The sequence below is a fragment of the Bradyrhizobium sp. LB11.1 genome (assembly GCF_040549385.1).
GTDB lineage: Bacteria > Pseudomonadota > Alphaproteobacteria > Rhizobiales > Xanthobacteraceae > Bradyrhizobium.
Genome location: NZ_JBEPTH010000001.1, coordinates 518,470 through 532,450 on the forward strand (window position 1 = coordinate 518,470; position 13,981 = coordinate 532,450).

The window sequence follows — 13,981 nt, forward strand, 5'->3', positions numbered from 1 at the left end:
AACGGGTCTCAATCGAGACAGCCGGATCAGGCCGCAATCTCTTCCCTCCCGCTCCCGTCCCCATCGCGCTTTGCATTGATCAGGTTGAGGAGATGCGCGGCCGCGCGGGCGTCGCTGAGAGCGCGGTGGTGGTCTTTCAGTTCGATATTGTAGGCACGCGTGAGCTTACCTAATCCGTAAGATTTGTGACCCGGGTAGTGCCGGCGCATGCCGGCACAGGTGCAGAGTTTTGGAAAGCGGAAACGGCGTTCGAGGCGCTCGTATTCCGCGGCGATGAAGCCGTAGTCGAAGTTGACGTTGTGGGCGACGAAAACGCCGTCGCCCATGAACTGCATGAAGCTGTCCGCGATTTCTGCGAACAACGGCGCATTCCGCACCATCTCGTTGGTGATGCCGGTCAACGCGACGATCCTGGCCGGGATCGACCGCTGCGGGTTGAGCAGCGAATGCCACTCCGCCACGACCTCATGATTGCGGATCCCGACGGCGCCGATCTCGGTGATGCGATCCCCGCCGGTCCAGCCGCCGGTGGTCTCGATGTCCACGACGACATAATCCTGGTCCGGATCGAAACGAAAATCGGCGCGGCCGATTTCTGCGGGAATGCCGGCGTTGCCGAGCTGGCGAAGCCGCGTGAGCTGGTTGCGCCTGATGACGTCGCCCTCGGCCTTCACCTCCACGAACGAAACGGTGCCGTTGGCCACGAGCATGAGATCGGGAAAGCCATCGCGCATCGCGCGATAGTCTTCGCACATCAGGCGAAGGATCGTGGCGAGGCCGGTCGCACACGTGCCAGCAAGCAGCGCGCGGAGTGCATCGATATCGACATGGTCCCAGGCGAACACGCCGTTCGGTTTTCCCCATTTCGCAGCGACGATCCGCAATATCTGGGGGAGCGCGGAGCTCGACGCGACGGCTTCCAGCTTCGTCTCGATCTGGGAGGCGAACAATCGCGCAAAGGTCCGGTCCTTCAGGCAATGCGGCATCCAGTCGAAGCCGCTGTGCAGCTGCCCGGAGTCGAACAGCTCATCCCAGAACAGCAATCCGAACAGGCAATGCCAGAGCGTGTTTTCGGCGTAGAAGACCTCGAGGCCCTGCCGGCGCAAGACCCCGGCAACTCCTGCTTCCGGATTGCCGCGCCAGGAATCGTCGACCCGGAGCGTTCGCCCCGCCCGCAGCATTTCGGTGCAGTGTCCCGTCCGGCGTCCATCGAACTTCCGGGCATAGAAATCGCTCGCAAAGACGAATTCGTCGTCGCTGGCGGGATCGTCGATCATGCGGCGCAGCAGTTGCTCAGCGGCGTCCTTGTTGCCTTCCGCATAGAGCAGACGAGCGAGGCGCTCGTGGCATTCGGCCGACGAGCCGGCACGGTAGAGCTGAACCGCGAGCGCGGCCTCTCCCTTCTTCTCAAAATGCAGACCCGCCTTGTGTGCCGCGCGGCTCCGCAGATCGATCGCGTAGTCCGTGGGGCAGACAGGCCCGCCGAGAATGGCGGCGACGGACCTGCGATAGACCTCGTCCGATTTGGTGTCGAGGTGGCGCAGCAGGTGCGCGTAGTGGAAGCAGGCCCTCGCCTCATCCGCGTCGGCAAACCGGGCGCTGAAATCCGCCTGATCGTTGGTGCGCAAGATGCCGAGGTCGCGCAACGCAAAGTTTTTGAGGTTGTTCTCAGTCTTGCCGAAATAGAGATAAAGCAGAAACTCCAGCGGCTCGGTATCACCGAGCGCGATGAAGGTCTCGCCACCGCAGTGCTGGAACGCAGCACCGAACGACAAATTGGCGAGACAATGCTCTCTCAGCTTGCCCTTGGGCCATGAGGCCCGGACATCGCTCATGCCGGCCGCCTTTGCGCCATCGAACAGCACAGGCTTCGCAAGACACGCCACGAACGCAGCGTAGTCCTTCTCGATCAGGCCTCGGACGTAACCGGCACCGGCAAGCTCCCCCAGCGCGCCGAAAAGGTCGGCGATCTCGGTGTATTTGAACGTGGAGGGATTGAAGACCGTGCCGTTCCGGTTGACCATCCGGATGAACAGGCACTGGGCGTCTTTGGACAGCGACGAGAAGTGAGCGACAAAGGCGTGATGCCCTTCGGTCAGCACGGGACCGTAGGTCTCGCAAACGAAGCTCAGCATCTCCGTGAAATGGTCGTGGTAGTAATAGACCGGCAGGACAGGCAGCGTCATCCGCGCTTCGCCCTCGACGCGGCGCAGCCGAATCCCGCTCTGGTCAAATTTGCGCGGGCGGCGGAGATACCGGCCACCCCTGATTCACTGGCGCTCATGTTCGACTTCTGTTCTTTTCGTTCGACAGTGTCAAGCTCGGAACTTCCCGGCCGAGCGCAACCCCGGAATCGCCGCGTTCGTGAAATGCCGGCGTGGCTACGAGGTGACTGAAACGGCCGGCCGATGCCGGCTGGCAACGATATGGCGAAAGAGCCACAGGACGATCGGGGCAAGCCAGGAGCGCGACGGCGCCGAAGTCGAGCGCGGTGCTCGCGGAGCGGAACGACGTGGAGAGCTTTCCGCCGATTGCTGGTCCGGCCAGCATGCCGGCGTAGAAGACCGTGTAGAATAGTCCCATTCCGATCGGCCGCATCTTCTGATCGAGCACTCGCGCAGGCAGGCTCATGATCGCCCCGGCGGGCAGGCCGCAAAGGATTCCAAGAGCAACGACGATGGGAAGCACCGTGCCGCTCCGCGACAGGAGAAGCGTCAGGAGGGCGAAGGCGACGCAGCCTGTCACGAGGATGGCCTCGCCGCGCCTGGTCCGATCTGCGAGGAAGCCGCCGAACGGAACCGAAAGGGCGGCGATCCAGAGCACGATACTGATGGTTGATCCCGCCGCGGCACTGGACCAGCCGTGCTCAACAAGCATCGACGGGCCGAAACTGAAGATCATCGCAAAGCCGATGTTGTAGAGGCACCAGATCAAGCCGGCGGCAATCACGGCACAGATCGTGTCGGCGGTCAGGCTGCCGCGCTCGCCTTCAACCGCGACGGTCGCATCTGGCGCGCGATAAACCAAAGCGATGAGACCAAGGCCGATCAGGATCATTCCTGCGACGGCAAGATTGACGGCATGGAGGCCAAGCGTGGCTCCGACTGCCGGCAACAGCATGAGAGCGACTGCGATGCCGACCGGCCATGAGTTGATGAAAATGGCCATCGCGGTCGCGATTTCCCGGCCAGCAAACCAGTCCGCGACCATCTTGGTCATCAGAACGTTCAGGAGAACACCGCCGATGCCGGCAGTCGGTCGGCCCACGATCTGCACGCTCCAGGACGTTGACGTGGTCATCAGAAGTTCGCCTGCCAGCATCATCAGGAGTCCGGCAAGGACCGTCACCTTGTCGCCATAGCGGCGACCGATCGCACCGCCAGGCAAGGCAAGCACGGCGCCCGGCGCAAAATAGAGTCCGATCAGAATACCGATATCGGCCAGGCTCGCGCCGAGACTCTGGCTGAGCTGTGGCGCGATGGCCGCGACGCTCTGAAACTGAAAGGCGATGGCGGCACGAGCGACGAACAGGGCAGCAAGAATGGTCCAGCGGCTTCGCATGTGGTTTTTCCCGATGCCATGAACTATGCCGTCGGCTTGATATTCTGGTTCATGCGGAAGAGATTGGTCGGATCGTATTTGGTTTTGAGCGCGGCCAGCCGCGCATAGTTCTCGCCATAGGCGTCGCGGACACGATCCTCGCCCTCATCGCCGAGATTGTTCGCGTAGACGCCGCCGGTCGAATAGGGCCTGACCGCGCTCCACAGATCGCGCGCCCAACGCATGTTCGCGTCGTCGTCGGCCGAATCGTCCCATATCGCGACAGGAAAGCAGTCAAACACTGCACCGCGGTTTGCGTACGGCGAGTCGGGTGCTGGAACCCTGGCGATTGCGCCGCCGACGTGCTGGAAAACCAGTAACGACGAGGTGTTGGGCGCTCTCGCATAGGCGTCGAGCAGCGCGTCGATCGCACCAGTGCTGATCTCGCGCAGGAACTGAGCCTTCCAGTAGTAGCGGCGGCCACGTGGGAACAGGGCATCGCCGCCCGACTGAATCTCGAGATAAGGAACAGTTGCAAGGCGCGTCTCAACGGGCGAGCCGAATTTGATGATCGGTGAAAGGGCGCGCTCACCGTCATGATGCGAGCCGACATAGCAGCCGGAGATACTGAAGAATCGTTCGCCCGACGGCAGCGTTACCAGAGCTGCATCGACGTCCGCTTCGTCAGGGGCGCGGCGGGCGAATTCATCATAGAAACGCATGGCCTCGCGCGCCTGATCATATCGATGCAGTGCTGACGCGACGAGCAGTGAAGTGCCGATGGAATGAAGCGCGTATTCGAACGCGGTCACGATGCCAAAATTGCCGCCGCCACCCCGCAGGCCCCAGAATAGGTCGGGGTGTTCTGTCGCACTGGCCCTCAATATGCTTCCTTCGGCTGTCACAACCTCGGCGGAAATCAGATTATCGCAAGTCAGTCCGTATTTGCGTCCAAGCTTGCCAAAGCCGCCGCCAAGCGTGAGCCCGGCGATACCGGTATCGCTGTTGACGCCCATGGTGGTCGCCAGACCGTGCTCCTGCGTCGCCCTGTCGAACTCGCCCAGATTGAGGCCGGCCTCCGCGCGCGCGATCCGGCGGACCGGATCGACCTCGATCTGTTTCATGTGCGACAGGTCGATGACCATGCCGGCGTCGCAGACCGACAGGCCGGCGATATTGTGGCCGCCGCTGCGGACCGCGATACAGATGTGATGAGATCTTGCGAATGCGACGGCCCGAGCGACGTCCTCGGCACCGGCACAATAGACGATCATGGCCGGCCGCTTGTCGATGGCGCCATTCCAGACCTTGCGCGCCTCGTCGTAATCGGCGTTCCCGTCGAGGACCACGTGGCCCTTGAGCCGTAGCTGTGGGCTGGGCCGAGCTTCGGAATGCGATTTGCCCATCAGGTCGTCATATGACTGCCGCTGCTCCATCAGATTTGCTCCTCGCCACGAATGCACTTGCCACCGTCTCACGGAGCGCCAATCCGTTTCCTGAATCCGATCGGAAAAAGTTGCAAATTTCGCCAAAAATGGTGTCTCTAGGCGATGGCGACGATCTACGAGTTCGGTCCATTTCGTCTCGAGGCAGACGCCGACATACTGTTTCGCGGCGCCGAGCCGGTTGCTCTCGGAGGGCGAGCGGTTGCGCTACTTCGGCTGCTTCTGGAAAAGGCGGGTAAGCCGGTTGCCAAGGACGCTTTGATGCAGGCGGCCTGGCCGGGGCTGGCCATCGAGGAGAGCAATCTGACCGTGCAGGTGGCGGCTCTGCGCCGTGTGTTTGCAGCTGTCGAAGGGGGCAGTACCTGGATCGAGACGCTACCGCGTCGCGGTTACCGTTATGTCGGCCCGCCGGCCGCTACCTTGTCCGATGGCAGCCGACAGACATGGTTCCCGTCCGCGACCTTCGACAAACCATCGATCGCCGTACTGCCATTCTTGAATTTGAGCGGCGATTCCGCGCAGGACTACTTTTCCGACGGGATCACGGAAGACATCATTACGGAATTATCGCGTTTCCGGTCGCTCTTCGTCGTCGCCAGCCATTCCAGCTTCGCTTGCCGGACCAGGTCGTCCGACATCAGAGAGGTCGGCCGCCACCTCGGCGTACGATATGTGGTGGAAGGGAGCGCGCGCAGGATTGGGAAACGGGTGCGGGTGACAGTCCAGCTTCTGGATGCCGCGAGCAGCTTCAACCTCTGGACGGAGCGCTACGACCGCGAACTCGAAGATATATTCGCCATCCAGGACGAGATCGTCGGCAAGATCGTTTCAGCTCTGCCCGGCCGGCTTGAGGACGCAGGCCGTGAGATCGCAAGAGGCAAGCAGACCTCGAACATCACGGCCTATGATCTCGTCCTGCTGGGGAACGAGAAATGGCGTCAGTTGACCGTCAGGAGCATGGAGGAGGCGCAAGGCTGCTTCAAGAAGGCCGTGGGTCTCGATCCAGCTTATGCTCGCGCTCACGCCAATGTGGCTTGGACGATCGTCTGCGCCGCGTTTCTGGAATCACCCGCAGCCCCTCCACTGGATGATGCTCGTCGCGAGATCGAGATCGCCCTCGATCTTGATGAGAATGATGCCTGGTCGCACGGCGTCTTCGCCCAGCTTCTTTTCCTGCAGGATCGCGACCAAGAGGCCGAAACTCACTTCGAGCATGCTCTAGCTCTCAACCCGAACGATGCTGACGTCGCCGCGGCTTTTGCCAACATCCTGGTCTACTGGGGACATTGGCAGGAAGCGCTCACATGGATCAGATCGGCCAAACAGCTCAACCCGTTTCCACCCAACATTTACCATTGGTATCACGCGTTGGCGCTTTATTCGGCGCGCGAGTACGAACAGGCGATCAATGTGCTCAGGGAAGCACGATCGAGTGACCGCTGGTCCCACGCGCTCCTTGCGGCGTGCTACGCGCAAACCAATCGGCTGAGCGAAGCGAACGTCGAAGTGCGCGCATTCATTCGAGAGAGATGTCTGGAATTGAGCGAGCTTGGTAAAGCGGTGCCGGTCAACATGCTCGAACTCGCCCGGCTGCGCGCCGCCAGATATAGAAATCCTATCGACCGCGAACACTTCCTCGACTGGTTACGCGAGGCCGGCCTGAATGGCGAGGTCTCCGATCTCGCATAACGGCGAAGCGGCGAAAATTGGCCGGCCACCGATCCCCTCATATCTTCAAACCGGCAGCGGATTGCGCCATTTCCAGATGAAGCAATCAAAAGGCGATTTAGACGAGCAACATCAATTGGCTGGGGCGGGAGGGATCGAACCTCCGAATGGCGGAATCAAAATCCGCTGCCTTACCGCTTGGCTACGCCCCATCAGGCGACAAAGGGAACGGCGCAAGAATTGGCACCGGCAGATTCCCTCTGGTCGCAGCCGGTCTATAGGGAGCGGCGCGGCATTTCAACCGCCTGGAGGGGTGAAATGCCACAGGTCCGGGGCCGGCCGGGCGACACTCTATATTATACGCCTGTTTCCGCCCCGTCCCTCCCGGCCATTGAGACGATAGGCGTTTCATGGGAATACGGCGCCAAACCTGTCCTCGGGAGTGAGCCATGACCTACCGCGCGCCGATCTCTGACATGCTGCTGTCGCTCAACCATGGCGCCGGCCTCAAGGCCGCCGTGGAAGCCGGCCACTACGGCGATTTCGACGGCGATATCGTCACCGCGGTGCTGGAGGAAGCCGGCAAGTTCGCAACCGACGTGCTGGCGCCGCTCAACAAGGTCGGCGACGAGCACGGCATCAAGCTCGACGACGGCAAGGTCACGACCGCGCCCGGATGGCCGGACGCCTACAAGCGCTGGACGGAAGGCGGCTGGAACGCGGTGTCGGGGCCTGAGGATTTCGGCGGCCAGGGCCTGCCGCTCGCGATCAACGCCGCCTGCACCGAGATCTGGAGTGCCTCCAACGTCGCCTTCGGCCTCTGCCCGCTGCTGACGGCATCCGCGATGGAGGCGCTCGATGCTCATGGCAGCGACGAGCTCAAGACGATCTACCTCGAAAAGCTCGTCTCCGGTGAATGGACCGGCACGATGCAGCTCACCGAGCCGCAGGCCGGCTCCGACGTCGGCGCGCTGCGCACCCGCGCCGAAAAGCAGGCCGACGGCACCTATCGCATCAAGGGGACGAAGATCTTCATCACCTATGGCGAGCACGACATGACCGACAACATCGTGCATTTCGTGCTGGCGCGACTGCCCGATGCGCCGGCCGGCACCAAAGGAATCTCGCTGTTCCTCGTGCCGAAGTTCATGGTCAACGCTGACGGCTCGCTCGGCGCACGCAACGATATTTTTGCCTCGGGGGTCGAGCACAAGCTCGGCATGCATGCCTCGCCCACCTGCACCATGACCATGGGCGACCACGGCGGTGCGATCGGCTTCCTGATCGGCGAAGAGAACCAGGGCATGCGCTGCATGTTCACGATGATGAACCAGGCCCGCCTCGGCGTCGGCTTAGAGGGCGTCGGCGTCGCCGATCGCGCCTATCAGCTGGCCCTTGCCTACGCTCAGGAGCGCAAGCAGGGCCGCGCCATCGGCAAGAAGGGCGACGGGTCTGATGCGATCTTCGTGCATCCCGACGTCAAGCGCATGCTGATGCGGATGCGGGCGCAGACCGCCGCCGCACGCACCATCTGCTATGCGACCGCGGTCGCCCTCGACGTTTCCCTGCGCGCAAAGGACCCGAAGGTGCGCGCCGATGCCGCCGCGCGCGCTGCGCTGCTGACGCCAATGGCAAAGGGCTATTCCACCGATATCGGCAACGAGGTCGCCTATCTCGGCGTGCAGGTGCATGGCGGCATGGGCTTCATCGAGGAGACCGGCGCCGCACAGCATTATCGCGATGCCCGCATCACCACGATCTATGAGGGCACCAACGGCATCCAGGCCATCGACCTCGTCACGCGCAAGCTCGCGGCCAATGGCGGCGCGTCGGTGTGGAGGTTGCTCGACGAGCTGTCCGCCACCGTCAAGCAGGTCGAGGCCTCCAACGATCCCGCCTTCGGCACCACAGGCGTGAAATTGCGTGAGGGTCTGGAGGCGCTGACGCGAACGAGCAAATGGCTGCTGGAGCGTGTCACCTCTGCGCCGAACGAGGCGCTCGCCGGCGCAACGCCCTATCTCCAGCAATTCGGCGCCACGCTCGGCGGCTGCATGCTGGCCTCCGAGGCGCTCGCCGCCAAGGCCGAGGCCAACACCGAGGCGGCGCGCTACGTTTCGCTCGCGCGCTTCTTTGCCGAGAACATCACCGTGCAAGCCGGCGCGCTCGAGCGCACCGTGACGGAGAGCGCGGAGTCGGTCGCGGCGGCAGATGCGGTGTTGCTGGCGTAGTCGAGGCGCGAGTTGCCCGGATTACGCTGCGCTCCATTCGGGCTACGAAGCTGCGACCTCGGCTCTTTTCCCTGGCCGCCACAGCACGATGCCGGCTGCAACGACATCGAGCACGACGCAGATCGCAAAGGCCATCGTGTAATCGCCGGTCATGCTGCGCACGAGGCCGACGATGCCGGGCCCGAACGCGCTGACGATGCCGCTGATCGATGTCCCCAGCCCCATCGCCGCCGCGAAGGCCGTGCTGCCGATCTCGCGCTGGATGATCAGGGGCGGAAACGTGATCATGTTGCCGATCGAAAAGCCGTAGACCGCGCAGCAGATCAGCAGCACCGTCGGGCTCTGGCTTTGCAGGAGAACGAGCAGCGCGGCCGCCTGGCTGGTCATCGACGCCGCGCAGGCAAGCCGCGGATCGAGCCGGTCGACGAACAGGCCGAGCGACAGCCGGCCAACCACCGCCATCGCCGCCATGATGGTCACCGCGAGGCCCGCACTGGCGCGGCCGACCAACGGTTCGAGGAACGTCACCTGGTGGATGATGAATCCCATCTGCGCCAACAGCGCGATCGCGATCGGCAGCACCATGGTCCAGAATGACGCGTTGGCGAGCAGCTCCTTCCTCGAATGACGCGCGGCCCTGCCCCCGGAGACACCTGCTGCATTCGACGACGCGTCGACCGGCCAGCTGGTGAAGACGACGACCACCGGCAGCACCAGCACCACCATCACCATCGTTGCCCCCAGCATGGCTGAGCGGAAGCCGATGCTGTCGCTCAATGCCAGCAGAACCGGAACGAGGACGATGCCGCCGAAGGTGGCGCCGTTGAAGGCGAGGCTGAGCGCGAGTCCGCGGCGCCGCGCGAACCACGCGTTCAGCACGGTCGCGATCACCACCGAGCCCATGCCGGTCCAGCCGACCGACATCAGCGCATAGGCAAGATAGAGCTGCCAGGGCGCCTGCATCAGTCCCAGCAGCGCGGTCGATGCGCCAAGCGCCGTCAGCCCGCACAGGATCAGCGCCCGCAGCCCGATGCGGGCGAGCAGATCGTCGGTGAAGATGACGAGGACGGAGGTCAGCAGGAACGAGAATGTGCTGGCCGCCGATACCAGCGTGCCAGGCCAGCCGTGGGCGCGCTGGACCTCGGCGAGATAGACGCCCTGGCCATAGAGACCGAAGCCGAACATGAAGAACGCCATCAGGAAGCAGGCCAGCACCACGCGCCAGCCGCGGTAATGAATCGAGGATTCGTCAACGCCCGTTGCGGCATTCATCGATCAAGCATCGGCCTAATGGAACGAGACGGCTGATCGTGTCGTACAACCCTCGGTTTTTCAATTGAAACATTGTAGCCGATTGTTGCAATGCGCAAAACACCGCAGGACACGCGATGCCGCGGTTTCCCGTCACGGTTCCCCGGACGACGCAACCATCGGGCGGTGTGGTATCGCCGCCGAAATGGTCGCGCCGCAGGATTGGCACGCCTGCCGGATCATGTAGGCTGAGCTGAGCCACGACTCGCCGACGGCAGGCGCCGCGGCGGCCGCAGGGAGCCTTCATGCCGAACGGCAACATCATCGTCACGGAGGATCGCGCCACCCGCGTGATCACCCTGCGCCGCCCGGGCAAGAAGAACGCGATCACGCAGGACATGTACCGCGAGATGAGCCGCGCGATCGACACCGCGCAGAACAATCCCGACATCCGGTGCATGATCATCACCGGCGGCTCCGGCGTGTTCACGGCCGGCGACGACATCGACGATTTCATGAAAGCCGACGCGTCGCGTCCCGAGACGCTGTCGGACGGCACCAAATTCCTCTATTCGCTGGCCCTCAACATCAAGCCGATCATCGCAGCTGTGGATGGCGCCTCGATCGGCATGGGCACCGTGATGCTGTTTCACTGCGACTACGTGCTCGCCTCCAACGCCGCGACCTTCTCGGCGCCTTACATCAATCTCGGGCTCGTTCCGGTCGGCGCCGCCAGCCTGCTGATGCCGAGCACGATGGGTTATCAGCGCGCCTTCGCGATGCTGGTGATGGGCCGGACCTTCACCGCCGCCGAGGCTCACGCGGCCGGCTTCGTCAACACCGTGGTGTCGCCGGGCCATACCGAGGTCGAGGCCCGCAAGGTGGCGCGCGAGATCTGCCGGCTGCCGGCCGAGGCCGTCGCAACCTCGCGCAAGCTGCTGCGTGCCCCGCCAGAAGAGCTCACCCGCCGCATCGACCAGGAAGGCCATCTGTTCGGCGAGAAGTTGAAATCGGACGAGGCGATTGCCGCGTTCAATGCGTTCACGAACAGGAAGAAGCGTTAGGCAGCGAGAAGCTTCGTGAAATCTTCGCCTGGAACGTCTAGGCTGGTTCCATGCGATACCAATCCATCCTTGCCACGCTTTCGCTCACCCTCTGCGCCCTGCCCGCCACGGCCCAGACCGCAGCGCCCGTCGAGCTGCGCATTCTCGCGATCAACGATTTCCACGGCAATCTCCGTCCGCCGCCGGGCGGCATCCGCATCAATGATCCCGAGGACAAGAGCAAGAAGGTGATGGTCGCAGCGGGCGGCGCCGAGTACATGGCGACGCTGGTGAAGCAATTGCGCGACGGGCACAAGAACACGATCTTCGTCGCCGCCGGCGATTTGATCGGCGCGAGTCCCTTTCTGTCGGCGATGTTTCACGACGAGCCCTCCGTCGAGTCGCTTTCGATGATGGGGCTTGCGATCGCCTCCGTCGGCAATCACGAATTCGACGAGGGCAAGACCGAGCTGCTCAGGATGCAGAACGGCGGCTGTCATCCGGAGGACGGCTGCCAGGGACCACATCCCTTCACCGGTGCGAAATTCCACTATCTTGCAGCGTCCACCATCGAGATCGCGACCGGCAAGAGCATTTTACCGCCCTACGAGATCAGGGAATTCGACGGCATCCCCGTCGCTTTCATCGGACTGACCTTGAAGGAGACCGCCGGCATCGTCTCGCCAAAGGGCGTCGCAGGACTCGAATTCCGCGACGAAGCGGAGACCGTGAACGCGCTGGTGCCGCAGTTGAAGGCGCGCGGCGTCGAGGCGATCGTGGTGCTGATCCACCAGGGCGGCGAGCCAACCGGCGACTACAATGAATGCCCCGCCATCACGGGACCCATCGTCGATATCGTGAAAAAACTCGACCGTGCGGTCGACGTCGTGGTCAGCGGCCACACCCACCGCGCCTATGTTTGCCAAATCGACGGGCGGCTCGTCACCAGCGGCGACAAATACGGCACGCTGGTCACCGCGATCGACCTCAAGCTCGATCCGGCAACACGCGACATCGTCAGTGCCAAGGCCGAGAACGCCATCGTCGCCAACGCCTCGCTCGCCAGGGATCCCGAGCAAACCGCGCTGATCGACGCCTATGACAAGCTCTCGGCGCCGATTGCCAACCGGCCGGCCGGATCGGTGACGCAGACGCTGTCGCGCGTTCCGAACGACGCCGGCGAGAGCGCACTCGGCGACGTCATCGCCGACGCACAGCTCGCAGCCACCAGCGACGCAAAGGATGGCGGCGCAGTCATCGCGCTCACCAATCCCGGCGGCATCCGCACCGACATCATCCCGAAGGAAAACGGCGCTGTGTCGTATGGCGAGCTGTTCGCGAGCCAGCCATTCCGCAATCGCCTTGTCACCATGACGCTCACCGGCAGCCAGCTCAAGGACATGCTGGAGCAGCAATGGCTCGATCCGAAGCGACCGCGGATCCTCCAGGTGTCGATCGGGTTCAGCTACATTTGGGACGCATCGAAGCCGCTCGGCGAGCGCATCCTGGCCGACAAGATGACGCTCAATGGCAAGCCGATCGAGCCGGGCCCCGGCTACCGCGTCACCGTCAACGACTATCTCGCCGTCGGCGGCGACGGTTTTACGGTCGCGAAACAGGGCACTTCGCCGCAATATGGCGGCTACGACGCCGACGCGCTGTTTGCCTTCTTTAGGGCGCATGGTCCGATCGGGCCGCTGCCGCCGACCCGCATCCTCCGCGTGAATTGATCCGGATTAAACGGGCCGGAACGGGACAGCCTTTGCCATTCGCGATGGAACGCATAGATTGGATTTTGCATTGCGTTTTGGCTGCGGATGCGCCAAGCGACGTCGAGAGTTCGTTCCCAGTGAGGCCGACCTGATGAGCACGCTTCTCCTTTCCCACAAGGCCTGCCTCGACCACGTCACGCCACCGGGACACCCTGAAAGACCCGACCGCCTGCGCGCGGTGGAGGAAGCGCTGTCCGTTGAGCGCTTCCAGTTCCTGGCGCGCGACCTGGCGCCGGAGGGCGATCTCGATCTCGTCACGCTGTGCCACAACGAGGATTACGTCACCGAGCTCCGCCACATCGCGCCGACCAGCGGCCAGGTCTATCTCGACGGCGATACCTCGATGTCGCCAGGCACGTGGGAAGCGGTGATGCGCGGCGTCGGCGGCGCGGTCGCGGCGACCGAAGCGGTGATGAACGGCGAACACCGCAACGCCTTCGTCGCGGTGCGCCCGCCCGGCCATCACGCCGAGATCGGCAAGCCGATGGGCTTCTGCTTCTTCGACAATGTCGCGATCGCCGCGCGTCACGCGCAGCGCAAATACGGCATCGAGCGCGTCGCCATCGTCGATTTCGACGTGCATCACGGCAACGGCACCCAGGACATCTTCTGGTCGGACCCGACCGTGATGTACTGCTCGACGCATCAAATGCCGCTGTTTCCGGGCACCGGCGCCAAGGGCGAGCGCGGCGACCACGATACGATCGTCAATGCGCCGCTCGCTTCCGAAGACGGCGGGCCGGAATTTCGCTCGGCATTCGAGAACCTGATCCTGCCGCAACTCGAAAAATTCAGTCCCGAGTTGCTCGTCATCTCCGCGGGCTTCGATGCGCATTACCGCGATCCGCTGGCCTCGCTGAATTTGCGTGCGGAGGACTACACCTGGGTCACGCGCAAGCTGATGGACCTTGCCGACAAGTCCGCCGGGGGCCGCGTTGTTTCTGTGCTCGAAGGCGGCTACGATCTGCAAGGGCTGAAAGAATCTGTTACGGCGCATGTCGGCGCCCTGATGGGCGCTTAGACAGCCCCGCCAC

Annotated in this window: 9 protein-coding genes and 1 tRNA gene; 5 read left to right on the forward strand and 5 right to left on the reverse strand. The window is 63.3% G+C overall.

The features are described 5' to 3' along the window. Positions 1-26 precede the first annotated feature (26 nt). The 3 genes from ABIA96_RS02290 to ABIA96_RS02300 all read right to left on the reverse strand — a co-directional run bounded on the left by ABIA96_RS02290 (position 27) and on the right by ABIA96_RS02300 (position 4,976). Positions 27-2,186 carry an exonuclease domain-containing protein gene (locus ABIA96_RS02290; protein WP_354135385.1) on the reverse strand — a complete coding sequence of 720 codons (2,160 nt, stop codon included), beginning with the start codon at positions 2,184-2,186 and terminating at the stop codon, positions 27-29. 94 nt (positions 2,187-2,280) lie between these two features. Next, on the reverse strand, positions 2,281-3,561 hold the full coding sequence (locus tag ABIA96_RS02295) for an MFS transporter (RefSeq protein ID WP_354135386.1): 1,281 nt from the start codon (positions 3,559-3,561) through the stop codon (positions 2,281-2,283). Between the two features lie 23 nt (positions 3,562-3,584). Beyond that, complete coding sequence (locus ABIA96_RS02300) at positions 3,585-4,976, reverse strand: FAD-binding oxidoreductase (protein ID WP_354135387.1); 1,392 nt, start codon at positions 4,974-4,976, stop codon at positions 3,585-3,587. A 114-nt stretch (positions 4,977-5,090) separates the two neighbouring features. Between ABIA96_RS02300 and ABIA96_RS02305 the strand changes: the two genes are divergently transcribed. Continuing rightward, positions 5,091-6,674, forward strand: a complete 1,584-nt coding sequence (locus ABIA96_RS02305; protein WP_354135388.1) for a winged helix-turn-helix domain-containing tetratricopeptide repeat protein — start codon at positions 5,091-5,093, stop codon at positions 6,672-6,674. A 116-nt stretch (positions 6,675-6,790) separates the two neighbouring features. Here ABIA96_RS02305 and ABIA96_RS02310 read toward each other — a convergent pair. After that, positions 6,791-6,865, reverse strand: a tRNA-Gln gene (locus ABIA96_RS02310). A 237-nt stretch (positions 6,866-7,102) separates the two neighbouring features. On the opposite strand from ABIA96_RS02310, the gene ABIA96_RS02315 reads away from it, so the two are divergent. Further along, a complete protein-coding gene (locus ABIA96_RS02315; protein ID WP_354135389.1) occupies positions 7,103-8,881 on the forward strand; it encodes an acyl-CoA dehydrogenase family protein in 1,779 nt (592 codons plus the stop codon). A gap of 42 nt (positions 8,882-8,923) precedes the next feature. On the opposite strand, the gene ABIA96_RS02320 is transcribed toward ABIA96_RS02315, so the two are convergent. Then, entirely contained in the window at positions 8,924-10,153 is a 1,230-nt protein-coding gene (locus tag ABIA96_RS02320; protein ID WP_354135390.1) for an MFS transporter, read from the reverse strand. Positions 10,154-10,437: 284 nt separating this feature from the next. On the opposite strand from ABIA96_RS02320, the gene ABIA96_RS02325 reads away from it, so the two are divergent. The 3 genes from ABIA96_RS02325 to ABIA96_RS02335 all read left to right on the forward strand — a co-directional run bounded on the left by ABIA96_RS02325 (position 10,438) and on the right by ABIA96_RS02335 (position 13,968). Then, on the forward strand, positions 10,438-11,196 hold the full coding sequence (locus ABIA96_RS02325) for an enoyl-CoA hydratase-related protein (RefSeq protein WP_354135391.1): 759 nt from the start codon (positions 10,438-10,440) through the stop codon (positions 11,194-11,196). Between the two features lie 50 nt (positions 11,197-11,246). Further along, positions 11,247-12,905, forward strand: a complete 1,659-nt coding sequence (locus ABIA96_RS02330; RefSeq protein ID WP_354135392.1) for a bifunctional metallophosphatase/5'-nucleotidase — start codon at positions 11,247-11,249, stop codon at positions 12,903-12,905. 133 nt (positions 12,906-13,038) lie between these two features. Then, complete coding sequence (locus ABIA96_RS02335; protein WP_354135393.1) at positions 13,039-13,968, forward strand: histone deacetylase family protein; 930 nt, start codon at positions 13,039-13,041, stop codon at positions 13,966-13,968. Positions 13,969-13,981 lie beyond the last annotated feature (13 nt).